This window comes from Actinomadura rugatobispora, assembly GCF_042656285.1.
Classification (GTDB): Bacteria; Actinomycetota; Actinomycetes; order Streptosporangiales; family Streptosporangiaceae; genus Spirillospora; species Spirillospora rugatobispora.
In genome coordinates, this window is record NZ_JBHSON010000013.1 from 68,141 (window position 1) to 91,239 (window position 23,099).

A 23,099-nucleotide genomic window follows, 5' to 3' on the forward strand; every position below is an offset into this window, starting at 1 on the left:
TCCTCTCGTGGCGTCCTCACTGCCTCACCGCCTCACTGCGAGCGCGGCAGGCCCAGGCCGCGCTCGGCGATGATGCGGCGCTGGACCTCGCTCGACCCGCCCCAGATCGGCATGATCACCGCGTGCCGGAACTCCTCGGCGAACGCGCCGCCGGCCACGGCCAGCGGATCGCCGACCTCGCGGAGGCCGCGCGGGCCCAGCAGGTCCAGCAGCACGGACGAGAACCGCAGCCGGGACTCGGCGTGGAAGAGCTTGTGCATCGACGCCTCGACGGTCGGGATCCCGCCGGTCGCCTCGATCCAGCAGCTGCGCCGTCCCAGCAGCTTGGCGACCTCGACGTCGATCGCGAGCCGGGCCAGCCGCTCGCGCACGGTCGGGTCGTCGATGGACGCCGAGTGCGCCGCGCCGCGCTCGCCCTCCGTCTCGCGAGCCGCGTCCCGCGCCGCCTCGACGATCGTGTTCAGCAGCCGCGAATCGTCGCCGACGCCGCTGCGCTCGTAGGTCAGCGCCGTCATCAGCACGTCCCAGCCGCCGTCGACGGCCCCGACGCGGGCGCTGTCGGGCACCCGGACGCCGGTGTAGTGGACGGTGTTGGTGCGCTCCCCGCCCAGCGTCCGGATCGGGTGGACCTCGATGCCCGGCGTGTCCATCGGCACCAGGAACATGGTGAGCCCCCGGTGCTTGGGCCCCTCGGTGCTGGTGCGGGTGAGGAGGAAGACGTAGTGCGCCTCCTCGGCCAGGGTCGTGAACACCTTCTGGCCGTCGATCACCCAGCCGTCGCCGTCCCGCTCGGCCCTGGTGCGGGCGGACGCCACGTCCGAGCCGCCCTGCGGCTCGGTGTAGCCGAGGCAGATCAGGATCTCGCCGTTGATCGCGCGGGGGATGATCTCGGCGCGCATCCGCTCCGACCCGGCGTCCAGGAGGGTGCGCGCCACGAGCACGGTCATCCCCATGCCCTCGGTCGGCGCGTGCCGCTTCTTCAGCTCCTCCCGCATGGCCATGAGCTCCAGCGGGCTGCGGCCCTGGCCGCCGTACTCCTTCGGCCAGCCCGCGGCCAGCCAGCCGCGCCCGGCGAGGGCGCGGTGCAGCTCCCAGTCGTGCATGGAGCCGCTCGCCCGCACGCGGTCGCGCACGTCCGGGGTGAGGTGCTCGTCGAGGAACGCGGCGACCTCCCGGCGGAAGGCCTCGCTGTCGGCGCCGAGTTCGAAGTTCATGGGCGTCCGCCTCGCCGGTCTCCGGCCTCGCCGAACAGGTGGTCGGCGACGCGCTGGTACTCCCGCTGCACCGACCCCCACACGAGCGGGTAGGCCTGGGCGCGCCGGTAGTAGAGCTGGATGTCGTACTCGGTGGTGAATCCGTAGCCGCCGTGGAAGTGCAGCGCGTCCGCGGTGACGGCGACGGCCTGCTCGGCCGCGTAGCAGAAGGCCATGGCCGACAGCGCGCGGGCGCGCGGGTCGTCCGCGTCGGCGGCCCAGGCGGCCTCCCGGACGAGCAGGCGCGCCCCGTCGACCGCCGTCGCGTGGTCGGCGAGCTTGTGGGAGACGGTCTGGAACGACCCGACCGGCCGGCCGAACACCCGCCGCTCCCGGACGTAGGCGACCGCGATCTCCAGCGCCCGCGCCGCCAGGCCGACGAGCTGCGCGGCCGTCAGCAGCTGCCACTCGGACCGCGCGGCCTCGAAGGCCAGGCGGGCCGGTTCGGCGCGCGCGACCGTCTCGACCTCGGCCCCGCCCGATTCCCCGGACAGGTCGCGGTCGGCGAGGGGCATGCCGCCGAGGTTGGCGGCGGCGGCCATCGGCGGTTCGGCGAGGACGGCGGTGAGGGCGCCGCCGTCGTAGGCGAGCACGATCTCGGCCACCGCGCCGGCGGGCACGAGCTCGGCCGCCCGCCCGCGCGTGGGGTGCGGGACCAGGGTCGCGATCCGCCCGTCCGCGCACCGCGCCGCGAGCGCGTCCGCCGCAGGGCCGCCGCACCGCCGGAGCAGCCGCGCGGTCACCAGGCTCTCGACGACCGGCGCGCTGGCGAGATGGCGGCCGGCCGTCTCGGCGATCAGGACGAGCCGCAGCGCCGTGCAGTCGTCCTGGTCGAGGGCGAGGGCGGGCACGCCGATCCCGTTCAGCGTCGTCCAGAGCGCCGGGTCGAACCCGAGGCCCTCGGCCGCCCTGACGCGGTCGGCCGAGGACTCCTTCGCCAGGGCGGCGTCCAGGACGGAGACCAGTTCCTCGTCCTCCGGGAGCAGCGCCAGATCCATCAGGTCCCCGCCGTCTCCGCCAGCAGCTGCTCGCGCAGCCGCCGCTTGAACAGCTTGCCGGTGTCCGAGCGCGGGAGCGCGTCGGCGAACTGGACGCGGCGCGGGCACTTGTACCGCGCCAGAGCGGACGTGCACCAGTCCGTCAGCTCGGCGGCCAGTTCGGGCCCGGCGCCCGCCGGGTCGACCGGCTGGACGACCGCGACCGCGATCTCGCCGAGATCGGGGTCGGGCAGGCCGAGCACGGCGGCGTCGTACACCTTCGGGTGTTCGAGGAGGCGGTTCTCGGCCTCCTGCGGGTACACGTTCACCCCGCCCGTGATGATCATGAAGGAGGCGCGGTCGGTCAAGTACAGGTAGCCGTCCTCGTCCAGCCGCCCGACGTCGCCCACGCTGCGCCAGCCCTGCGCGCTGGTCGTCTCGGCGTCCTTCCCGGGGTCGTTGAGGTAGGTGAAGCCCGCGGCGACCTCGGCCCAGATGACGCCGGTCTCGCCGGCGGGCAGCTCCCGGCCCTCGTCGTCGCAGATGTGCAGGGCGCCCATCAGGGAGCGGCCGACCGAGCCCGGCCGCGCCAGCCACTCGTCCGGGGTGATGAAGGTGAAGCCGGCGCCCTCCGAGGACGACCAGTACTCGTGGACGATCGGCCCCCACCAGTCGAGCATCGCCCGCTTCAGCTCGACCGGGCAGGGCGCGGCGGCGTGCACGACGCCCCGCAGGCTCGACACGTCGTGGCGGAGCCGCTCCGCCTCCGGGAGCTTCAGCATGCGGGTGAACATCGTGGGCACGAACTGCCCGTGGGTGACCCGGTGCTCCTCGATCAGCCGCAGCGCCTTGCCGGGCTCGAACCTGGACATCAGCACCACGGTCGCGCCGACCCTGAGCGCGGTCATCGTCCAGATGATGGGCGCGGAGTGGTACAGGGGGGCGGGGCACAGGTAGGTGGAGTCCCCGTCGACGCCGATGAGCCCGACCAGGAGGGTGAACATGTCCTCGGCCGGGGACGCGGGGGCGGGGCGCAGCGGGCGCTTGATGCCCTTGGGCCGTCCGGTCGTCCCCGAGGAGTACTGGAGCAGGTCGCCCTCGAACTCGGTGTCGCGCTCGTAGTGCGGGGCGCTCGCGAGGACGCTCTCGTAGTCCTCCCAGCCGGGGGACGCGCCGCCCCGCAGGAGCCGGTGCCCGACGCCGGGCGCGAGGTCGGGGCCGAGTTCCGCGTGGACGGGGAGGTTCGCCGAGGCCAGCAGCGCGCGGGCCCCGGAGTCGCCGATGATGTGGGCGATCTCGGCGGCGCCGAGATGGCTGTTGAGGGTGACGAAGTAGAGCCCGGAGATCCGGCAGGCCCAGGTCATCTCCAGGTACGCGGGGGTGTTCTCGGACAGGATCGCGACGACGTCGCCCGCCCGCATGCCGCGTTCCCTCAGCGCGCCGGCCAGCCGCGAGGCGCGGTCGGCGAGCTCGCCGTGGGTGAGCGTCTCGCCGGAGTCGCAGATGACGGCGGGCCGGCCGGGGTCGGTTCCCGCCGTGGGCAGCGCCTGGAGTGCGGCCGTCGCGTGAGTGGTCATGGCGCCTCCGTGGCCTGTGCGGGCGGTGTGCGTGCGGGACGGGTCGGTGCGGGGCGGGTCTGCGGGGGCCGGACCGGAGCGGGCCGGGTGCGCGCCGACCGGATCTGTGCGGGCCTGGTGTGCGTGGGCGGGGTCATCCGAGGGAGACCGGGAGGTGGTCGATGCCGGCGATGAAGCTCGAGGTGATGCGGCGGGCGTCGCCGTCCAGGCTCAGGCGCGGGTATCGGGAGAGCAGCTCGGTGAGCATGATGGAGATCTCGAGCTTGGCCAGGCGGGAGCCGAGGCAGAAGTGCGGGCCGGTGCCGAAGGCCAGGTGCGGGTTGGGGTCGCGGGTCAGGTCCAGGGTGTGCGGGTCGGCGAAGACGTTCGGGTCGCGGTTGGCGGCGGTGTACCACAGGACGACCTTGTCGCCGGCCCTGATGTGCTGCCCGGCGAGCTCGACGTCCTCGGCCGCGGTCCGCCGGAACTGCATCACGGGGGAGACGTGGCGCACCAGCTCGTCGGTGCCGGTGGCGAGCAGTCCCGGCGTGCGGACGAGCTCGTCCCACAGGCCCTGCTGCTGGAGCGCGAGGACCGAGCCCGACAGCGAGTTGCGGGTGGTCTCGTTGCCGGCGATGACCAGCAGGATCCAGAACATGCAGAACTCGTCGTCGCTGAGGCGCTGGCCGTCGACCTCGGCGTTGGCGATGGCGGACATGATGTCGTCGGTGGGCCGGGCTCGGCGGTCGGCGGCGACCTGCTTGCCGTAGTTGATCGCCTCGCCGAAGGTCTCCGCCGCGGCGGCCGGGTCGCCGGCGAGCTCGGCGTCCTCGAAGCCGATCATCGCGTCCGACCACTGGACGATGAGGTGGCGGTCCTCCTCGGGCATCCCGAGCAGGTCCGCCAGCACCCGGGTCGGGAGCTCCTTGGAGACGGTGGTGACCAGGTCCACCGTGCCGGCCCCGGCGATGTCGTCGGCGATCTCCCGGGCGTGCCGCTGGACGGTGGTGCCCAGCGACTGGATGGCCTTCGGCGCGAAGGCCGGCGAGATGATCTTGCGGAGCCGGGAGTGCTCCGGCGGGTCCATGAAGAGCATCATCAGCCGCAGCCCGGCCAGGGTGAGCTCGTCGGCGGTGAACAGCTGGACCCCGCCGAGGTAGTTGGAGTACAGCGCCGGCTGCCGGGACAGATCGTGCACGAGCCGGTGGCCGGTCACCGCCCAGAAGCCGGGGGAGGGCGGGGCGGCGAGCCCGCTGGAGACCTCGCTCGCCCGCTGCGCGACCTGGCGCTCGTCCTGCCAGGCGACGGGCGCCCGCTCGCGCAGGACGTCGAAGGCCGCGTGCGGCGGGCCCGCGGTGTAGGTGCGGGGATCGGAGAGGTCCACCTCGCACAGGTCGGCCACTCGGGCGGCTCCCTGCGGGGCGGTCTGCGGCTGCTTTACCTCGTGCATGCGTCACGTCCGTCGGTGGGTGCGTTCGCGCGGGAACCCGGACGCGCGGGGCGCCCGCCTGCGAGGGGACGGAGACGGGTCCGCGCGCCAGGGGCGGGACGGTGGAGCCGGACGGCGCCCGCCGGCTCACGGGGTGGAAGGGGACGGGGTGGGGTCGTCGACATCGCGACCATACACATTTGCACTTGTGTCCTGTCAAGGGTGCGCGGCGCCCTGACCGCGTGCGGACCGGCGCCGACGCGGAGCCGGGCCTCTTCCAGGGCGCCGGGGCCGTCCGCCGCTCGCTAAAATCGGGACCGTCACGGGGTGCGGCGATGGAGGACGAGTGGCCGACGGCAAGGGGAACGGAGGTCCGCCTCGCGAGAAGCCCCACCGGATCGCGGACGAACTGCGGTCCCTGATCGCGGCGGGCGAGCTCGGCGAGGGCGACTCGCTGGGCCGCGAGCCCGAGCTGGTGGAGCGCTTCGGGGTGTCGCGGCCGTCGCTGCGCGAGGCGCTGCGCATCCTCGAGGCCGAGGGGCTGATCACCATCGTGCGCGGCGTGCGCGGCGGGGTCGTCGTCCACGAGCCGCACGAGCGGATCGCGGCCCGCAGCGCCGCCCTGGTGCTCCAGGCCAACGAGGTGCCGCTCGCCGACGTGTTCGAGGCCGGCGCCATGCTGGAGCCGCTGGCCGCCAAGGCGATCGCCGGGATGAGCGACCGCCGGGCCGCCGTCGACGCACTGCGCCCGATCATCGCGCGGCAGTGGGAGGCCATCGGCGACCCCGAGCGGTTCCGGCTGGCCAACGCCGCCTTCCACGAGACGCTGGTGTCGCTGGTCGGCAACCAGACCCTGGGCGTGGTCGCGGAGATGCTCACCGAGATCGTGGTCCGCGCCGTCACCGCGGTCCGCCAGGACGGGTACGCGGTCGGCTCGCTGTCGACGCGGCGGCGCAGCGTCCGCTCCCAGGAGCGCCTCCTGGTGCTGCTGGAGGAGGGCGACGGGGAGGCCGCCGAGAAGCACTGGCGGTCCCACATGCAGGCGGTGAAACGGGTGCTGCTCGGCCAGCAGGCCCCGGCGGTCGTGGATCTGGCGAACCACTACTGAACCGGCGGCAGGATATGCTCTCGACCCAGCCGACGTGGGACGGTTCAGGTGGTTGCCGACAAGCACGACAGAGGCCGTTCGCGGGGGAAGCCCCAGCAGATCGCCGACGAGATCCGCTCCATGATCGTCAGTGGCGAGCTCGGCGAGGGCGACTCGCTGGGCCGCGAGCCCGAGCTGGTGGAGCGCTTCGGGGTGTCGCGGCCGTCGCTGCGCGAGGCGCTGCGGCTGCTGGAGGCGGACGGGCTGATCACCGTCGTGCGCGGCGTCCACGGCGGGGTGATCGTGCACCGGCCCGACCAGCGGATGACGGCGCGCACGGGGTCGCTGCTGCTGCGTTCGCGCAACGTGTCGCTGGCGGACGTGTTCGAGGCCCGGACCCTGCTGGAGCCCCTGGCCGCGCGGACGATCGCGGCCCGGCGGCACCGCCGCACGGCCATCGCCGAGCTGCGCGCCCTGGTGGTCCGGGAGGAAGAGGTGATCGATGACCCGGAGCGGTTCGCGGTCGCCAACGCGCGCTTTCACGAGCGGCTGGTGTCGCTGGGCGGGAACCGGACGCTGGCGATCGTGATCGAGATGCTGAACGAGATCGTGGTGCGTTCCGTCATGGCGGTGAGCGATGCCGATGATGTCGTGGGGTCGCTGGCGACGCGGCGGCGCGGCCTGCGCTCCCAGCGGAGGCTGCTGGAACTGCTGGAGGCCGGGGACCCGGCGGCCGAGGACCACTGGCGGACCCACATGGCCGTCGTCGGGCGGGTCATGCTGGGGCAGGAGGCGGCGCGGGTCGTCGATCTGCTCGTCCGCGACGCCTGACCACCGCACGGGCTCAGGGCTCGGGGATCTCGAAGTGCTCGTCGCGGAGCTGGAAGGCCCGTTTGGTGCCGTGCTGGGCGCGCGCCTTCACGAAGTTGAACTCGTCCTCCTCGAACTGCAGGTTGGTGCCGAAGGCGTGGAAGAGGTAGCTGGCCACCTCCTCGCCCTGGTAGGCCTGCATCTGCTCCACCAGCCGGAACGCCTCCTTGGCCATGACGATGCCGTCGGCGGGCATCTTGGCCACCTTGCGCGCCCACCAGTCCGCGCGGGCCTCGACGCGGTCGTCGTCCAGCACCTCGGTGAACACGCCCAGGTGCTCGACGGCCGACGCGGGGATGACGTCGCCGGTGAGGAGGAGCCGGCGCGCGAGCACCGGCCCCAGGCGGTGGAAGAACAGGTGCAGCGACCCCAGGGCGGGCCCGAGGAAGCGGGTCGCGGGCATGCCGATCCGCGCGTCCCGCGCGACCACGGCGATGTCGGCCATGAGCGCGAGCTCGAAGCCGCCGCCGAGGGCGTAGCCGCGCACCTCCGCGACCGTGGCCTTCGGGTACCCCATGAAGTCGTGGTAGAAGCCGAAGGTCTTGCGGTCGACGGTCAGGCGCCGCCGCTGGCTGGGCCGCCGCCGCTTCTTCGCGCCGTCCTCGCCCTGGCCGTCCTTGCCCGCGCGGGCGCCGTCCCCGTACCAGGCGTAGGCGTTGCCCATGTCGGCGCCGGTGCTGAAGACCCCTTCCGCGCCGCGCAGGTGCACGACCTTGACGGCGTCGTCCAGCGCGGCCTCGTCGAGGCAGGCCGCCAGCCGCCGGCGCATCGCGGGGTCGTAGGAGTTGCGCCGCCCGGGGTTGTTCAGCGTGATCCGGGCGACTCCCGTCTCCTCGTCCCGCTCCATCAGAACCCGGTCGTCGTCGGTCACGCCGCTCGCACCTCCCGTGTCGCGCACTGTTGCGCCGGCCCCGACCCTAACCAATAATATCTAGATGTTTCTAGACTAAATATATAGCTGTATTTCTCCGTACGACGAATGGAGCGACATGAACGCCCTGACAGACCGCGTCTGCGTCATCACCGGAGCCGGTCGCGGCATCGGCCGCGAGCACGCGCTGCTGTTCGCCGCCGAGGGGGCGAAGGTGGTCGTCAACGACCTCGGCGGCGGCCCCGACGGGTCGGGCGCCGACGCCTCGCCGGCCCAGCAGGTCGTGGACGAGATCAAGGCCGCGGGCGGCGAGGCGGTCGCCAACGGCGACGACGTCTCGACCTGGGACGGCGCCGAGCGGCTCATCGCGCAGGCCGTCGACACCTACGGCGACCTGCACGTCCTGGTCAACAACGCCGGCATCCTGCGCGACCGGATGCTGGTCAACATGAGCGAGCCCGAGTGGGACGCGATCATGAAGGTGCACCTCAAGGGCCACTTCTGCCCGACCAGGATCGCCGCCGGCTACTGGCGGGAGCAGTCGAAGGCCGGCCGGACCGGGGCGCGGTCGGTCATCAACACCTCGTCCACCTCGGGGCTGTTCGGCAGCGCCGGGCAGACCAACTACGGGGCGGCCAAGAGCGGCATCGCCACGTTCTCGATCATCGCCAACGCCGAGCTCGGCCGGTACGGGGTGCGCGTCAACGCCATCGCCCCGGCGGCCGCCACCCGGCTCACGGCGACGGTCGGGGCGGGCGAGGCCGCCGCCGAGCCGGGCGAGTGGTCGATGCTCGACCCCGGCAACGTGTCGCCGTTCGTCGCCTACCTGGCCACCGAGAACTGCCCGATCAACGGCCGGGCGTTCTTCGTCATGGGCGGCGAGATCCACCTCTTCCACCCCTGGGCGATCGTCGACACCCTCAAGAAGGACGGCAAGTGGACGATCGAGGAGCTGCAGAAGGAGGCGGGCCGGCTCCACGAGTACGCGTTCGACTACGGGCACCCGCTCGGGTCGATGCTCTTCGGCGGCGGCTCCTGACGCCGCGGTGAGAAGGTAGGGCGGTCACGCCCCCGCCCGTGCCGGGCGGGGGCGTTCGCGTTCCCGGGCGTCCCGCGGACGGTCGGGTCAGCTCGCGGCGCGCTCGAGGATGTGCACGCCGCAGGCCGAACCGAGGCCGATCACGTGGGCGAGGCCGACCTTGGCGCCCTCGATCTGGCGGCCGCCCGCCTCGCCGCGCAGGTGGTGGCAGACCTCCCAGATGTTGGCGATCCCGGTCGCCGCGATCGGGTGGCCCTTCGACTGGAGCCCGCCGGAGACGTTCACCGGCGTGGACCCGTCGCGCCACGTCGCGCCGGAGTTGAAGAAGTCCGCCGCGCCGCCCTCCGGGCAGAGCATCAGGTTGTCGTAGTGGACGAGCTCCGCGGTGGCGAAGCAGTCGTGCAGCTCCACCAGGTTCAGGTCCTCCGGGCTCACCCCGGCCTGCTCGTAGGCCTGGCGGGCGGCGTTGCGCGTCAGCGTGTTCACGTCCGGGAGGACCTGGCACGCCTCCTGCCACGGGTCGGAGGTGAGGACCGAGGCCGACACCTTGACGGCCCGGCGCTGCTGCTCCTTGGACAGCGTCTTCAGCGTCGCGCCGTTCACCACGACGGCCGCGGCGGCGCCGTCGCAGTTCGCCGAGCACATGGGCCGGGTGTTGGGGTAGGAGATCATGACGTCGTTCATGATCTGCTCGAGCGTGAACCGCTTCTGGTAGGCGGCCAGCGGGTTGAGCGTGGAGTGGGCGTGGTTCTTCTCGCTGATGCGGGCGAACAGCTCGAAGCTCGTCCCCCCGTACTTGTGCCCGTACTCCTGGCCGATCTGGGCGAACACGCCGGGCATGGTGCCGGTGCCGACGCGCCCTTCGAGGGAGGCCACCGCGCCCGACCGGCCCGACGGCGTCCAGTTCCCGTCGTCCTTGGCCTTGGACGGCTGGCCCAGCAGCCCGGCGCCGGACAGCTTCTCCACGCCCACCGCGAGCCCGTAGTCCGCCTCGCCGGCCTTGATCGCCATGATGGCGGTGCGCAGCGCGGTGGCCCCGGTCGCGCAGGCGTTGGCGACGTTGAACACCGGGATGCCGGTCTGCCCGATCTGCTTCTGCAGCTGCTGGCCGATGCCGGCGCCCGCGGCCATCAGGTTGCCGGCGGCCAGCACGCCCATCTGCCGGATCGTCACGCCGGCGTCGGCCAGCGCGCCCAGGGCCGCCTCGGCCGCGAGGTCGACGGTGTCCTTGTCGGGGTGCTTGCCGAACTTGGTCATGTGGATCCCGAGGATCCAGATGTCGTCACTGGCCATCGATCGCCGTCTCCAGAGGTTCGAAACCGAAGCCGATCGCCTCGGTGCCTGCGCTGTCGGTGCCGAGGGAATGGGTCGCCAGCCGCACCTTCATTCCCAGCTTCACGTGCTCGGGGTCGGGGGTCACCTTCACCAGGTTCGCCTTCACGCTCGTGCCCTCGCAGTCGATCGTGGCGGCGACGAACGGGACCGGGACGCCCGGGGCCGCCACCGTCACGATCGTGAAGGCGCGCACCTCCCCGGCGGTGGCGACCTGCGCCTTCCGGAACCCGGTCGCGCCGCACGCGGCGCACGCGTTGCGGCGGTCGAAGAAGCGCGCGCCGCAGGCGGCGCACTCGTTCGCGACCAGGTGGGGGTTCTCGCCGAGCACCAGGTAGTCGACGAAGGGTATCTGTTGGGACATGTGGCTCCTCTCCTCAGGCATGAGCGAGGACGGGCGGGGGTGCGGGGCTGGAACGGAGCACGCGCTCGGCACCCCTCGTGAGGTCGGCCGTGAACGGCGACTCCGGTGAGACGGGGGGAATCTGCGACGACGAGCCGACGTGCATGCACACCACCATCTCAAGGTCGTTCGCGGCGGCGAGCACCGGGTCCCGGTAGCGGTCCTCGCGAACAAGCTACCGCCAAACATCTAGATGTTGAAGGTCGCCCCGGGGATTGAAGATATCTAGATGTATCTCCTGTGGTGAGGGCGTCAGGCACCGGGTCGCGCGGCGTGCGGGCCGATGACGCCGTCGCGCTCCAGCAGGTCCAGCTCCTGCTCTCCGAGGCCCAGCTCGCGCAGGACGGGGCGGGTGTGCTCGCCGAGACCGGGCACGGGATCGAGCCGCCAGTCCCAGCCCGCGGACTCGGGCGGCGGCAGCAGGGCCTGCACAGACCCCACGGGCGAGCCGACCTGCTGCCACCTGCCGCGCTCGGTCAGCTGCGGATGGTCCAGCACGTCGGTCGGGGAGTTGAGCCGGGCATGGCCGAGGCCCGCCGCCTCCGCCGCGGCCCGGCAGTGCGCCAGGGGATGCCCGGCCGCCCACTTCGCGATCAGGTCGTCCAGTTCCGCGCGGCGCCCGACCCGGTCGCTGTTGCGCGCGTACCGGGGATCCTCCGCCAGGTCGGGCCGGCCGAGCACGTCCTTCGCCAGCCGCCGCCATTCACCGTCGTTGGTGGTGCCGAGCACGAGGACCTGGCCGTCCGCCGTCCCGTAGGCGCCGTACGGCGCGACCATCGGCGAGCTGAGGCCGTTCGGCCGGAGGTCCTCGCCTCCGTAGCGGGCCTGGTTGAGCGCGAACCCCATCCATTCGGCCACGGCGTCGAAGAGCCCGACGGATATCGAGGCCCCCTCTCCGGTCCGCTCGCGTACGAACAGGGCGGCCAGGATGGACGACAGGGCGTACATCCCGGCCCCGATGTCGGCGATGGGGATGCCCGGCTTGGCCGGTGCCTCCGGGGTGCCAGTGATGGAGCAGGACCCGGCCTCGGCCTGGACCAGCAGGTCGTACGCGCGGGCCTGCGCGTAGGGTCCGCCGCGTCCGTATCCGGAGATGTCCACGACGATCAGGCGCGGGTGGCGGGCGCGCAGTTCGTCGGCGCCGAGCCCGAGGCGGGCGGAGGCCCCGGGCGCCAGGTTCTGGACGACGACGTCGGCCCCCTCCACCAGGCGGTCCAGGATGTCCCGCCCCCGGGGCTCCTTCAGGTCGAGGGCGACCGACTCCTTGTTGCGGTTCGCCCAGACGAAGTGGGCGGCCATACCGCCGACCACGGTGTCGTAGTCGCGGGCGAAGTCGCCGCGGCGGCGGTCCTCCACCTTGATGACCCGGGCGCCCAGATCCCCGAGATGGCGGGTGCAGATGGGTGCCGCGACGGCCTGTTCCACCGCCAGGACCACGATTCCCTCAAGGGGCCGAACCATCGTTGCCACACCTGCTTCCATGCGTTTCCGGTGTTGTGCGAGCAATGGTCGCGCAACCGGGTGGCCGGGCCGGCGCGGGGGATGGCCGAGCCGGGTTCGCGCTCGGTCCCTCCGGGGGCTGAGGGGAGGCCCCGCCGTCCGGCCGTCCGCTGGATGCCTATAATATCTATATATTTTGGTAATAAATGGATAGCTTTTCGCTGGGGGAGTTGATCGCACCCATGCCACCCGACACCGATCCGGCACCGCCGGCGGCGCGCTTCCCCGCCGTGTTCGACCCGCCGCGCAGGCCGGGTTCGGTGCGCCGCACGACGACGCACGACCTGCTCAGGCCGGAGGGCGTGCCCGGCCCGGTCGCCGTCGACGCGCGCGGTCGCGACCTGCGCACCGGCGCGGACGGGGAGGGCACGGTGCTCGACGCCGCCCGGATCGGCGTCCTCGTCGAGATGCCGGGCCGGGAGATCCGCGAGATCCACGCCGACCCGCCCCACCCGGGACTCCAGGGCCTCGCCGGGACGCGGATCGCCGCCGGGTACCGCCGGGCCGTGGCCGCGGCGGTGCCGGACGCCGTGGGCTCCGGCCGGGTGCGCCACCAGTTGCTCGACGACCTGGCCGGCGCGATGGTCATCAGCGGTTACGCGAACAAGGGCGCCGGCATCGCTCCGCCGCGGCTGTCCGCCCCCGCGGAGCGGGCGGACCTGTGCGCGGGCTGGGCCACCGGCGGCACGCTGCTGACCTCCCTGACGAGCGGGCGGCCGCGGCCCGTGCGGTTCGGGCCGCCCGTCCCGGCGGACGGCACGGGCGACCGGCTGGGCTGGCACGAGTTCGATGCCCTCCCGGTCCACGGGATGCGCCGGCGGCGGCGCGTCGACGTGTGGACGGAGAACGGCGTCGGCGTGGTGGACTGCGCCTTCCGCGACAGCTACGTCGGCGTCGGCGGCGCCGAGACCGTCGTGCACGAGTACGCGGTCCGGGCGAGGGTGGACCCGGCGACGCTCGAGGTCCTGTCCAGCGAGGCCGAGCCCGGCACGCTGCCCGCCTCCGAGTGCCCGGCCGCGGCGGCCAGCGCCGCCCGGCTGGCCGGTACGCCGCTCACCGGCGTCCGCCGCCACGTGTCCCGGGAGTTCACCGGGACGAGCACCTGCACGCATCTGAACGACATCCTGCGCTCGCTCGAGGACGTGGGGGCCCTGCTCGCCGCGGCGGACCCCGACCCGGCACGGAGGACGACCTGACGCCATGACCGACCTCGGCACGCGCGGCCCGGCCGCCGACGGCACCCGCTCCGACTCCTTCCTCACCGTGCTCGACATGCGGATGCTGCCCCCGGACGGCGAGACCGCCCGCGCCACCGCGCACCTCGGCCCGGCCACCTGGGCCAAGGGCACCGAGCGGCCGCGCCTCGGCGCGCTCGTCGCCATGGCCGACATCGTCGCCGGGCTGCGCCCGACCGGCCCGGTGGTCCCGACCGTCGACCTGAACCTCCAGCTCCTGCGGCCGGCTCCCGCGCGCGGCCGGGTCGACCTGGAGTGCCGCCCGCTGAAGGCCGGGCGCCGGCTGTTCGTCGGCGAGGTCCTGATGCGGCACGAGGGGACGCTGCTCGCACGGTCGGTCGCCACGTTCATCAACCGGTCGTACGGGGGCACCGGATCGCCGCCGCGCGGACCGGCCCGGCGGGAGGCGTCGTTCGACGACTGGTTCCTGCCGTCCTACCCCGACGAGCGGACCGTGCTGGTCGAGCGGACCGAGGAGATCTCCAACGGCCCGGGCGCGACCGTCCAGGGCGGCGCGCAGGCGACCGTCGCGGAACTGGCGGCCGAGTGGGTGCTCTCGCCGCTGGGCCCGCACGCCGCCGTCGATCTCGACATCCGCTACCTCGGCCGGGTGGCGGCCGGGCCGCTGGCGGCGACCGCCGACGTGCTCGCCGTGCGCGGCGACCGGGCGTTCGTGAGCGTCATGCTCACCGACGCCGGCGCCGGGGACGCCGTGGTCGCCCACGCGAGCGTCGTGTGCCGCCCGGAAGCCTGACCGGAAACCTCTAGATATTTTCGGTGACTCGTCTACACTCCGACGGGTGACCGAGTTCAGCGGCGGTCCCGGCTCGGTGAGCCTGTGGGGCCTGGTGGAGGCGGCGGCGCGCGCCCGCCCGGACGACATCGTGCTGGCCGACGACCACGGGCGGTCGCTCACGACGGCCGCGTTCCGGGACGCGGCCGAGCGCGCCGCCGCCGGGCTGCTGGACCTGGGCGTCCGGCCGGGCGACGCCCTCTCGTGGCAGCTGCCCACGATCCTCGAGGCCCCCGTCCTGATGGCCGCCTGCGCCCGGCTGGGCGTCACGCAGAACCCGCTCATCCCGGTGCTGCGCGAGCGGGAGGTCGGGTTCATCGTCGACCAGGTCGGCCCGAGGCTCCTGGTGGTGCCGGAGACCTGGCGGGGCTTCGCGCACGGCGAGATGGCCCGTGCGCTCGGTCCTCAGGCCCTCGTCCTGGACCTGGAGGGGACGCCGGGGCCGGGCATCCGGCTGCCCGCCGGGGACCCCGGCGCCCTGCCGCCCGCGACGGCGGCCGGCGAGCCGCGGTGCCGCTGGATCTACTACACCTCCGGGACGACCGCCGACGCCAAGGGCGCCCGGCACACCGACGCGTCGGTGCTCCAGGCGGCGCGCAACGTGATCGAGCGGCACCACAAGGGTCCCGCCGACGTCAGCCCGGCCGCGTGGCCGTTCGCGCACATCGGCGGCGTCTCCACGCTTGGCTCGGTGCTGATCGCGGGCGGGCGGATGGTGATGTTCGAGTCCTTCGACCCGGCGACCACGCCCGAGCGGATGGCCGCCCACCGGCCCACCATCCTGGGATCGGCGACGCCGTTCTTCCATGCCTACATCGCCGCGCAGCGCCGCCACGGCGGTCCTGGGCCGCTCTTTCCCGACGTGCGCGTCTGCATCTCCGGCGGCGCCGCGGTCCCCGAGCCGGTCAACCGGGAGGTCGCCGAGGTGCTCGGCGTGCCCGGGGTCATCGGCGCCTGGGGGCTCACCGAGTTCCCCGTCGCCTCCAGCGAGACGCCCGACGACCCCCGCCTCGGGTCGACCGTCGGCCGCCCCACCGAGGGCGTGCGCGTCCGGATCGTCGACGGGGAACTGCGGCTCAAGGGCCCGCAGTGCTTCCTCGGTTACGTCGACGCCTCGCTCGACGCCGAGGCGTTCGACGAGGACGGCTGGTTCCGGACCGGCGACCTGGGCGAGGTGCACGGCGACGGCCGGATCAGCATCACCGGCCGGCTCAAGGACGTCATCATCCGCAACGCCGAGAACATCTCCGCGCTCGACGTGGAGAACGCGCTGCTGACCCACCCGGACGTCGCCGACGCCGCGGTGGTCGGCGTGCCGGACGCCCGGACGGGCGAGCGGGTCTGCGCCGTGGTGGTGGCCCGGCCGGGCGGGCCCGAGGTGACCCTCGCCGGCCTGTCCCGGCACTGCCTCGCCGAGGGCCTCGCGCGCTTCAAGACCCCCGAGCGGCTCGTCGTCGTCGACCGGCTCCCCCGCAACCCCATGGGCAAGATCCTCAAGAACGAGCTGCGCGCCGCCGCTCTGGAAAGCGCGGCAAAGCCGGAAAAACCTTGAAATACTAAGGTTTGCCCGTCGTTGAATATATCTAGATGTATCCAGTAGCTTTGGCGGGTGCACCCGAACGATCTGGAAGACGGACGGGCGATGTCCGCCCAGGAAGCGGCGATGGCGCTGGTCGACCCCTCCGCCTACGCCGACGGCCGCTTCGAGCGCGCCTGTGCGGTGCTGCGCCGCCACACCCCGGTACGCAGGATGGAGCCGCCGGGGTTCGAGCCGTTCTACGCGCTCACCAAACACGAGGACGTCCACGCCGTCGAGCGGCAGAGCGAGCTGTTCGCCGCCGCCCCCCGGCACAGGCTCGTGCGGGCCGACGCCGACCCCGAGCCGGTGCGCACGCTCGTGAGCATGGACCCGCCCGACCACACGGCGTTCCGCGCGCTGGTGGCGGACTGGTTCCGCCCCCGCCGGCTGCGGGCCTTCGAGGAGCAGGTGCGCGGCCTGGCGAAGGCGGCGGTCGACGCGATGGCCGAGCGCTCCGGGCCGTACGACTTCGTCCCCGAGATCTCGATGCAGTACCCGCTGACGGTCATCTGCTCGATGCTCGGCGTCCCCGAGTCCGATCGCGGGATGATCCTGCAGCTGACGCAGCGCAGCTTCGGCTCCGAGGACCCCGAGTACCAGGCGCTCACCGCGGTCGACGACCCGAACGAAGCGCTCATGGAGTTCGTCAACTACTTCTCCAAGCTCGTCGAGGACCGCCTGGCGCATCCCACCGACGACATCGCCTCGCTGCTCGCGCACGGCGAGGTGAACGGCGAGCGCCTCGAGCTCTTCGACCTCCTGGGCTACTTCGGCATCCTGGCGACGGCGGGGCACGACACGACCTCCTCCACCATCGCCGGCGGCCTGCACGCGCTGATCGAGCACCCCGGCCAGCTCGACCGGCTGCGCGCCGACCCCTCGCTGGTGCCGCTCGCGGTCGAGGAGATGATCCGGTGGACGACCCCGGTGAAGTCCTTCATGCGCACCGCCACCGCCGACACCGAGATCCGCGGCGAGCCGATACCCGAGGGCGAGGCGGTGCTGCTCCTGTACCCGAGCGCCAACCGCGACGAGGACGTCTTCAACGAGCCCGACCGCTTCGACATCGGCCGCGACCACAACCCGCACCTGGCCTTCGGGCAGGGCGCGCACTACTGCCTGGGAGCCCACCTGGCCAGGATGGAGGCGCGGGCGTTCTTCGAGGAACTGCTGCCCCGGCTGCGCCACATCGAGCCGGCCGGCGACGCGGAGCTGATCAAGACGCTGTTCGTCGGCGGGCTCAAGCACCTCCCGATTCGCGCCGAGGTGGCCTGAGACGCGGAGCCGGGCCTTCCGGGGCGCTCAGCCGAAGTAGGCCCTGACCGCGTGCCGGAACCACTCCAGCCGGAGGCCGGCCGCCCGCCCTTCCAGGTCCGGATCGGCGTCCCGGCCGCCGTCCGGCAGGACCTCGAACCGCACCGGCACGCCGGCCGATCTCAGCTCTCCGGCGTAGCGGCGCGTCTCGTCCAGGCCGGGATCGAGGCGACCGGAATAGGTGAGCGTCGGCGGGAGACCGCGGAAGCCGCCGCTCCCGGCCGCCGGGGGCAGGAGCGCGGCGTCCTCGGCCGGGGGAGGGACCAGGCGCAGCCGCGGCGCCCTCCGCCCGTCGTCCGCTCGCGATGTCCGAACCGCCGGGGCGGGCTCCGGGCGCAGCGGCATCTGGAAGGCGACGCCGACCTCGCCCCTCTCACGCGCGTGGACGGTCAGCGCCGCGGTGAGGGCCCCGGCGCGGCCGGTCCCGCCGACCGCGATCTGATCCGTCCTGGCCCCGAACCAGCGCGCGTTGTCCCTGAGCCACAGCAGGGCGCGATGGCCGTCGCGGAGGGCCGTCGCGCACGTCCCGGAGCCGCCGGCGCGGCAGTCGGGCACCACGACCACGCAGTCGCCGGCACCGATCAGCTGCCGGACGATCGCGCCGTCCCGCTCCGGGAGCCGCGCGGCGGAGCGGACGCCGGGCAGCCACAGGACGCCGGGCACGTCGTCCCTGGGGCGCTCCGGAAGGTGGATGAGCAGCCGCTGGTACGAGCCGTCCCCGCGGGGCAGCAGTTCTTCCAAGACCTGCACGTCCATGGGTTCTCCGGTGCGACCACGTGCCGATGCGAGAGGTGCCGCCGGGCCGCGCTCACGCCGTCGCGGGCTCCACGGCGGCGAGCCCTGCCCGCTCGTAGGCCTGCCTGATCTGTGCCTTGGCCTCCTCGGGAAGGATCGCCTGGGGCGGGCGGGAGTGGGGATGGTCGCCCATGGGGAGGCCCATCACCGACGCGGCGTACCGGAAGGCCTCTCCCCAGTGGGTGAAGTAGTCGGGGCGGCCCGGGTAGGAGACGAACCACGATCCCAGCTCGTCCGAAAGCTGGTCGAGCAGGGATTCCCGCGCGTGCCGGATGGCGTCGGCGAGTTTCCCTTCCCAGATGAGCGTCCAGAACTCGGTGTACCGCCGGTCGTCCGGCGTTTCGAAGAGGTAGCCGGTGGTGCCCAGTTGCGCGGGGCCCACGATGCCCGCCTGCAGCCAGCCGGCGCGGTAGACGATCAGGTCGCATTCCCAGACCACCAGCTCCGGCGCCAGCGTGTGGATCGCCTTGCTGCGCCAGGGCTCGCACACGCCTTCCTTGATGGCGCAGACCGCGGGTATTTCCTCGGCGACGCGCGCGATCTCCTCCGGAGTGAGCGCGTATCCGGATGACGGGGAGTTGAACATCCCCAAGGCGATGTCGGTCCTGTCGGCGATGTACTGGAAGAACCGCAGGGTGCCTTCGCCGCCGTGCAGTTCCATGGGCGGCGTCTGCAGATAGCAGATGTCGGCTCCGGCCCGCTGCGCGTGGAGGGTGAGTTCGAGGGCGTCCTTGGGCGAGGTCGCCTGCGTGCAGACCTGGACCACCGTGTCCGTGCCGAGCTCGCGCACCTCGGCGATCGCCGTCTCGACGAGCTTCTTCCGTTCGTCCATCGTGAGCGACCACCATTCGCCCACACCGCTGCCGAGCCACAGCATCGCGTGCCGCAGGTCCGCCGCGCAGTGGCGGACGAGGCGGCGGTAGGCGTCGTAGTCGATGTCGTCGCCGTCGGGCCCGCTGAACGGCGTGTACAGCGAGTCGCCGATTCCGTGCAGCCCTCCGCCCCGTGCCCAGTCCCGTGCTTCACGAGCAGCCGGCATGCGCTACCTCCGGAGCGTCGTCGAACGCCGGGCGTCCGATGTCGTGGTGAAATGGCATGCGCCGCCATCGAACGCGGAGTTGTCGCCCGGTCGCGGCCGGTGGAACGGCCCCGGGGATCGCCAGGTTTCAGAGCGTTTCGAGTTCAATGGCCGTCCGCCGATGGTAACAACGTTTTACGTCTATCGGAAGGGCCTTCTCAGGCAGAGCCGGAGCCTTTCTGGTAACGCCGTGTTCCCGATCGGATCGAGGGGGCGGGTCAGCGCGGCCCGCCTTGTCGCGGGCCCCGCGCGGGCCTGGGCGGAGAGCCGTCCGGTATGATCTGCGCAAGCCTTTGAGACGTTGCCTGGAGGACGTGCCAGTGTCCGAGCCGGCCGCGTCGAAGCCCGCCCGCCGGCGGCGCCGGCGGGGCTCGATCAACGCGGACGACATCGTCGCCGGAGCCTTCGAGGTCGCCCGCCGCGTGTCGCTGGACCGGCTGAGCATGCCCACCCTCGCCGCGCACCTCGATGTCGGGGTCACCAGCATCTACTGGTACTTCCGCAAGAAGGACGACCTGCTCGACACGATGGCCGACGCCGCCGTCGCGGCCTACGCGGACGGGATGCCCGCCGTGAACGCCGGCGGCACCTGGCAGGAGACCCTCTCCGGCCACTTCCACGCGCAGCGCGGGCTGCACAGGGAGGACCGGGTCCTGTCCGACCTGCTGCTGATGCGCGCCTCGGCCTACAGCCCCGAGTCGCTGCGCCGCGTCGCGGAGATCGAGGAGGCCGTGGTCGGCAGGCTGGTCGACGCCGGCTTCACCGCGGAGGACGCGCGGCGGGCCTACCGGGCCGCGTCCGTGTACACGCGCGGCATGATCATTCATGACCGCATGGCCGGGCCGGACGGTCCCGCGCCGCCCGGTTCCCCCGGCGGCCCCGTCGCCGCCCACCCGCTCGCCGGGATGACCGACGAGGACTTCGATTTCGGGATGCGGCGCCTGATCGGCGGCCTGGAGGCGCTGCCGCGCGAGGGCAGCCCGGAGGACGCGCCCGCGCGGCGAGGGCGGGCGGCGCCGCGGCCCGGTGCGGCGCGAGCGGAGCACGCCGATCGCTCGCGCAGGGCGACGGGGTAGCCCGGAGGTGGCCCGGAGGTGGCCCGGAGGTGGCCCGGAGGTGGCCCGGAGGTGGCCCGGAGGTGGCCCGGCCGGAGGCGCGCCGTGCCTCCGGCCGGGGCCGTCCCACCGGGAGGGGCGGGACGTCGGAAGGGGCCGAGGAGCCCGATCAGGCCGTGATCAAGCCGGGTCGCCCGCCGGGGTGACGGTCTGGAACACCGCGGAGGCCGAGGTCACCGTGCGGTCGTCCCGGCCCTCGTCGTGGAGGGTCAGCCGGACGCCGACCTTTCCGGCGGTACCGTGCGCGGCCTCCCCGTCGACGCGGAAGGGGCCGGTCTTGCCGCGGGCCAGGAACATGACGTGCCAGGTCTGCATCTGGAGCAGGTCGGTGCCGGCCAGTCCGGCGGCCAGGTCGATCGCCGCGGTCTCGAGCAGGACGTGCTGGGGCCCGATGTGCAGGGCGGCGTCGGGCGAGGCGAGTTCCACGGCGAGCTCGGGCAGCACCCAGTGGCCGTCGTCGCGGCGGGAGGCGCCGAACGCCTCCCACAGGGGCGGCAGGTCGGGGGAGTCGACGATCTCCAGCCGGTCCTCCTCCATCTTCTGGAGCCCCTCGGGCACGGTGCCGATCCGCACGCCCTGGCCCTCGACGAAGGCGATCACCCGCCCGTGGTCGTCGGCATCCACGATCTTGGACCGGCTGTAGCCCATCCGCGTGCCCGAGTGGAGCACCTCCGACTCCACCACCTCGATGCGCCGCACGTCGCGCGCGCCGTCGAGGATCTGGCAGGAGTGGACGACCGGGTTCGGGACGGTCTCCAGGTCCGAGCCCACGCCGCCCTCGGGGGCGCTGATCGACAGCGGCGCGACCAGGAGCCCGCCCGCGGCGTTGCGCATGTCGCGGCGGAGCGTCACGGTGTTGTCGACGGGCCCGGTGTTCATCGAGCCGTGGTTGCGGCCGATGTAGCGGTAGCTCAGCAGCCCGGTCCAGCGGCGCCGCAACTCGTTCGCGTACGCCGCGGGGTCGTCCTTCAACTCTCGGATGTCGCGCAGCATCGAACCACACCTCCACGGGCCGCCTGCCGCGGCCCCGCGTTCCGTATCTCGGCCGGATCCGCGCCCCCGCCGCTTCGGGCGGGGACGGCGCCGGCGAGGCGGCGACGTGCCGGCGGCGGCCGTACGGGCATTGTCGGGTTGCTTACCGAAGGGCTTACGGTAATGCCGTCCAAAGTAACCGGTCAAGATCGCCGCCACCGCGCGGCGCTCCGCGGCCGCATTTGGGGATGCCGCCGAATGGTCGCCCCGGTACCGCCTCCAGGACAGCGAGAAGCCCCTTCCCCAAACTGGAAAACCCTGTTACCATCACTCCTTGCAAGCCCGTACCGCAGGCTGTCCCGGTCGGCGTATATCCGGTCGGTGACGACGTTACCCCGATCGGCGACACGCCGTACCGAGGTGCGGGGCGGCGCTGAACAACGTGGTTACCACACGCCTGGAGGTCGCGGTGTCCCGACGACTTGAATTTCCCGTGTTCGACGCGGACAACCACATGTACGAGACCACGGACGCGTTCACGAAGTACCTGCCGGAGGAATACTCGGGGCTCGTGAAGTACGTCCAGGTCAACGGTCGTACGAAGATCGCGCTCAAGAACACGATCAGCGAGTACATCCCGAACCCCACCTTCAACAAGGTCGCGCCCCCCGGAGCGCAGGAGCTGGAGTTCAGGCTCAAGAACCCCTCCTCGAAGACGCAGGTCAGGCCCGGGGACAAGGAGATGGCCCCGCCGCCGAAGTACATCGAGTCGCCCCCGGCGTTCTTCAACCCCGCCGACCGGCTCGAGCTCATGAACGAGCTGAGCATCGACCGCGCGATGATGTGGCCGACGCTCGCCAGCCTGCTGGAGGAGCGGCTCGCCGACGACCCGCGCGCCACGCACGCCATCGTGACCGCGCTGAACCGGTGGATGCACGAGCACTGGACCTTCAACTACGAGGACCGGATCTTCCCCACCCCGGTGATCACGCTGCCGATCGTCGACGAGGCGATCCGCGAGCTGGAGTGGGTGCTCGAGCGCGGCGCCCGCGCCATCCTGATCCGCCCGGCCCCGGTGCCCGACTACCGGGGGCAGCGGCGCTCGTTCGCCCTCCCCGAGTACGACCGGTTCTGGAAGGTCGTGCAGGACTCGGGCGTCGTGGTCGGGCTGCACGCCTCCGACGACGGCTTCGTGCGCTACCTCAACGAGTGGGAGGGCCGGTCCGGCGAGTACACGCCGTTCAAGGCGGCGCCCTCGCCCTTCTCCGCGCTGGTGAGCGCCGAGTACCGGTCCATCAAGGACGTCGTCTACTCGATCATCGGCCACGGGCTCGCCACCCGCTTCCCCGACATCCGGTTCGTGCCGGTGGAGAACGGCAGCGCCTGGGCCAGGCCGCTGGTCCAGAACCTCAAGAAGGTCTACGCCCGGTCGCCGGAGATCTTCCCCGAGGACCCGCTGGTGGCCCTGCGGCGCTCGATCTACATCCACCCGTTCCACGAGGAGGACGTGCTCGGCCTCGTCGAGGTGATCGGCGCGGACCGGGTCATCTTCGGCTCGGACTACCCGCACCCGGAGGGGCTGTTCGACCCGGTCACCTTCGTCGACGAGCTGAAGTCCCTGTCGAAGGAGGACCAGGCCAAGATCATGGGCGGCAACCTGGCCTCGATCATGGGGGTCGACCCCGCCAAGGGCGCGCTGGCCCCCGCCTGATCCGGGCGCCCGCGTCCCGCGCGGGCCGCGCCCGCCGTGCCGGTCCCTCCGGTGTGGCGGGCCCGGCCCGCTTTCCCCGCGGGGCGGGGCCGCCGCAGCACCTGGTTCATGACCGTGCCCTCGGCGCCTCCACTGCCGCCGGCACGGCGTCCACCCCTACCGGGCCCGGGCGGCGCGTCCGCGCGACCGG

Annotated in this window: 20 protein-coding genes; 9 read left to right on the plus strand and 11 right to left on the minus strand. The window is 72.9% G+C overall.

Annotation, left to right across the window (positions count from 1 at the left end; translation table 11 throughout):
- Positions 1-32 precede the first annotated feature (32 nt).
- The 4 genes from ACFPZN_RS11905 to ACFPZN_RS11920 all read right to left on the minus strand — a co-directional run bounded on the left by ACFPZN_RS11905 (position 33) and on the right by ACFPZN_RS11920 (position 5,236).
- Positions 33-1,214: an acyl-CoA dehydrogenase family protein gene (locus ACFPZN_RS11905; protein WP_378281937.1), complete on the minus strand. Its 1,182-nt coding sequence runs from the start codon at positions 1,212-1,214 to the stop codon at positions 33-35.
- Positions 1,211-2,251 (minus strand): acyl-CoA dehydrogenase family protein, encoded by a 1,041-nt coding sequence (locus ACFPZN_RS11910; protein WP_378281938.1) that lies wholly within the window; start codon positions 2,249-2,251, stop codon positions 1,211-1,213. The genes ACFPZN_RS11905 and ACFPZN_RS11910 overlap by 4 nt, the downstream gene beginning before the upstream one ends.
- The gene (locus tag ACFPZN_RS11915; RefSeq protein ID WP_378281939.1) at positions 2,251-3,807 is read right to left on the minus strand and encodes an acyl-CoA synthetase; all 1,557 of its coding nucleotides are present in this window, start codon (positions 3,805-3,807) and stop codon (positions 2,251-2,253) included. The genes ACFPZN_RS11910 and ACFPZN_RS11915 overlap by 1 nt, the downstream gene beginning before the upstream one ends.
- A 133-nt stretch (positions 3,808-3,940) precedes the next feature.
- On the minus strand, positions 3,941-5,236 hold the full coding sequence (locus tag ACFPZN_RS11920; protein ID WP_378281940.1) for a cytochrome P450: 1,296 nt from the start codon (positions 5,234-5,236) through the stop codon (positions 3,941-3,943).
- Between the two features lie 325 nt (positions 5,237-5,561).
- Between ACFPZN_RS11920 and ACFPZN_RS11925 the strand changes: the two genes are divergently transcribed.
- Positions 5,562-6,323, plus strand: a complete 762-nt coding sequence (locus tag ACFPZN_RS11925; protein ID WP_378281941.1) for a FadR/GntR family transcriptional regulator — start codon at positions 5,562-5,564, stop codon at positions 6,321-6,323.
- A 48-nt stretch (positions 6,324-6,371) separates the two neighbouring features.
- The gene (locus tag ACFPZN_RS11930) at positions 6,372-7,133 is read left to right on the plus strand and encodes a FadR/GntR family transcriptional regulator (RefSeq protein WP_378281942.1); all 762 of its coding nucleotides are present in this window, start codon (positions 6,372-6,374) and stop codon (positions 7,131-7,133) included.
- A 13-nt stretch (positions 7,134-7,146) separates the two neighbouring features.
- Here ACFPZN_RS11930 and ACFPZN_RS11935 read toward each other — a convergent pair whose 3' ends face one another.
- Positions 7,147-8,043, minus strand: coding sequence for an enoyl-CoA hydratase/isomerase family protein (locus tag ACFPZN_RS11935; protein ID WP_378281943.1), 897 nt, complete (start codon positions 8,041-8,043; stop codon positions 7,147-7,149).
- 118 nt (positions 8,044-8,161) lie between these two features.
- On the opposite strand from ACFPZN_RS11935, the gene ACFPZN_RS11940 reads away from it, so the two are divergent.
- Positions 8,162-9,082, plus strand: a complete 921-nt coding sequence (locus ACFPZN_RS11940; RefSeq protein ID WP_378281944.1) for an SDR family oxidoreductase — start codon at positions 8,162-8,164, stop codon at positions 9,080-9,082.
- A gap of 87 nt (positions 9,083-9,169) precedes the next feature.
- Here the strand turns inward: ACFPZN_RS11940 and ACFPZN_RS11945 are convergent, their stop codons facing one another.
- The 3 genes from ACFPZN_RS11945 to ACFPZN_RS11955 all read right to left on the minus strand — a co-directional run bounded on the left by ACFPZN_RS11945 (position 9,170) and on the right by ACFPZN_RS11955 (position 12,278).
- A complete protein-coding gene (locus ACFPZN_RS11945) occupies positions 9,170-10,375 on the minus strand; it encodes a thiolase family protein (protein WP_378281945.1) in 1,206 nt (401 codons plus the stop codon).
- Positions 10,365-10,778, minus strand: a complete 414-nt coding sequence (locus ACFPZN_RS11950; protein ID WP_378281946.1) for a Zn-ribbon domain-containing OB-fold protein — start codon at positions 10,776-10,778, stop codon at positions 10,365-10,367. The genes ACFPZN_RS11945 and ACFPZN_RS11950 overlap by 11 nt, the downstream gene beginning before the upstream one ends.
- A 291-nt stretch (positions 10,779-11,069) precedes the next feature.
- Positions 11,070-12,278, minus strand: coding sequence for a CaiB/BaiF CoA transferase family protein (locus ACFPZN_RS11955; RefSeq protein ID WP_378281947.1), 1,209 nt, complete (start codon positions 12,276-12,278; stop codon positions 11,070-11,072).
- Positions 12,279-12,499: 221 nt separating this feature from the next.
- Between ACFPZN_RS11955 and ACFPZN_RS11960 the strand changes: the two genes are divergently transcribed.
- From ACFPZN_RS11960 to ACFPZN_RS11975, 4 genes are all read left to right on the plus strand, one after another.
- Complete coding sequence (locus ACFPZN_RS11960; protein WP_378281948.1) at positions 12,500-13,513, plus strand: DUF2889 domain-containing protein; 1,014 nt, start codon at positions 12,500-12,502, stop codon at positions 13,511-13,513.
- A gap of 4 nt (positions 13,514-13,517) precedes the next feature.
- Complete coding sequence (locus tag ACFPZN_RS11965) at positions 13,518-14,306, plus strand: hotdog domain-containing protein (RefSeq protein ID WP_378281949.1); 789 nt, start codon at positions 13,518-13,520, stop codon at positions 14,304-14,306.
- Positions 14,307-14,352: 46 nt separating this feature from the next.
- Positions 14,353-15,897, plus strand: a complete 1,545-nt coding sequence (locus tag ACFPZN_RS11970; protein WP_378281950.1) for a class I adenylate-forming enzyme family protein — start codon at positions 14,353-14,355, stop codon at positions 15,895-15,897.
- Between the two features lie 90 nt (positions 15,898-15,987).
- Positions 15,988-17,199 (plus strand): cytochrome P450, encoded by a 1,212-nt coding sequence (locus ACFPZN_RS11975; RefSeq protein WP_378281951.1) that lies wholly within the window; start codon positions 15,988-15,990, stop codon positions 17,197-17,199.
- Between the two features lie 27 nt (positions 17,200-17,226).
- Here the strand turns inward: ACFPZN_RS11975 and ACFPZN_RS11980 are convergent, their stop codons facing one another.
- The gene (locus ACFPZN_RS11980; protein ID WP_378281952.1) at positions 17,227-17,994 is read right to left on the minus strand and encodes an alpha/beta hydrolase; all 768 of its coding nucleotides are present in this window, start codon (positions 17,992-17,994) and stop codon (positions 17,227-17,229) included.
- 52 nt (positions 17,995-18,046) lie between these two features.
- Positions 18,047-19,072, minus strand: coding sequence for a dihydrodipicolinate synthase family protein (locus ACFPZN_RS11985; protein ID WP_378281953.1), 1,026 nt, complete (start codon positions 19,070-19,072; stop codon positions 18,047-18,049).
- 359 nt (positions 19,073-19,431) lie between these two features.
- Here ACFPZN_RS11985 and ACFPZN_RS11990 point away from each other — a divergent pair, with 359 nt between their 5' ends.
- On the plus strand, positions 19,432-20,187 hold the full coding sequence (locus ACFPZN_RS11990) for a TetR/AcrR family transcriptional regulator (RefSeq protein ID WP_378281954.1): 756 nt from the start codon (positions 19,432-19,434) through the stop codon (positions 20,185-20,187).
- 159 nt (positions 20,188-20,346) lie between these two features.
- Here ACFPZN_RS11990 and ACFPZN_RS11995 read toward each other — a convergent pair whose 3' ends face one another.
- Positions 20,347-21,219: a hypothetical protein gene (locus ACFPZN_RS11995; protein ID WP_378281955.1), complete on the minus strand. Its 873-nt coding sequence runs from the start codon at positions 21,217-21,219 to the stop codon at positions 20,347-20,349.
- 493 nt (positions 21,220-21,712) lie between these two features.
- On the opposite strand from ACFPZN_RS11995, the gene ACFPZN_RS12000 reads away from it, so the two are divergent.
- Positions 21,713-22,909, plus strand: a complete 1,197-nt coding sequence (locus ACFPZN_RS12000) for an amidohydrolase family protein (RefSeq protein ID WP_378281956.1) — start codon at positions 21,713-21,715, stop codon at positions 22,907-22,909.
- Positions 22,910-23,099: the final 190 nt, after the last annotated feature.

Coding starts and splice junctions, on each gene's coding strand:
- ACFPZN_RS11940 (WP_378281944.1), top strand. CDS start 8,162: ATGAACGCCCTGACAGACCGCGTCTGCGTCATCACCGGAGCCGGTCGC.
- ACFPZN_RS11905 (WP_378281937.1), bottom strand. CDS start 1,214: ATGAACTTCGAACTCGGCGCCGACAGCGAGGCCTTCCGCCGGGAGGTC.
- ACFPZN_RS11945 (WP_378281945.1), bottom strand. CDS start 10,375: ATGGCCAGTGACGACATCTGGATCCTCGGGATCCACATGACCAAGTTC.
- ACFPZN_RS11915 (WP_378281939.1), bottom strand. CDS start 3,807: ATGACCACTCACGCGACGGCCGCACTCCAGGCGCTGCCCACGGCGGGA.
- ACFPZN_RS11995 (WP_378281955.1), bottom strand. CDS start 21,219: ATGCTGCGCGACATCCGAGAGTTGAAGGACGACCCCGCGGCGTACGCG.
- ACFPZN_RS12000 (WP_378281956.1), top strand. CDS start 21,713: ATGTACGAGACCACGGACGCGTTCACGAAGTACCTGCCGGAGGAATAC.
- ACFPZN_RS11920 (WP_378281940.1), bottom strand. CDS start 5,236: ATGCACGAGGTAAAGCAGCCGCAGACCGCCCCGCAGGGAGCCGCCCGA.
- ACFPZN_RS11985 (WP_378281953.1), bottom strand. CDS start 19,072: ATGCCGGCTGCTCGTGAAGCACGGGACTGGGCACGGGGCGGAGGGCTG.
- ACFPZN_RS11910 (WP_378281938.1), bottom strand. CDS start 2,251: ATGGATCTGGCGCTGCTCCCGGAGGACGAGGAACTGGTCTCCGTCCTG.
- ACFPZN_RS11965 (WP_378281949.1), top strand. CDS start 13,518: ATGACCGACCTCGGCACGCGCGGCCCGGCCGCCGACGGCACCCGCTCC.
- ACFPZN_RS11950 (WP_378281946.1), bottom strand. CDS start 10,778: ATGTCCCAACAGATACCCTTCGTCGACTACCTGGTGCTCGGCGAGAAC.
- ACFPZN_RS11955 (WP_378281947.1), bottom strand. CDS start 12,278: ATGGTTCGGCCCCTTGAGGGAATCGTGGTCCTGGCGGTGGAACAGGCC.
- ACFPZN_RS11980 (WP_378281952.1), bottom strand. CDS start 17,994: ATGGACGTGCAGGTCTTGGAAGAACTGCTGCCCCGCGGGGACGGCTCG.
- ACFPZN_RS11960 (WP_378281948.1), top strand. CDS start 12,500: ATGCCACCCGACACCGATCCGGCACCGCCGGCGGCGCGCTTCCCCGCC.
- ACFPZN_RS11975 (WP_378281951.1), top strand. CDS start 15,988: ATGTCCGCCCAGGAAGCGGCGATGGCGCTGGTCGACCCCTCCGCCTAC.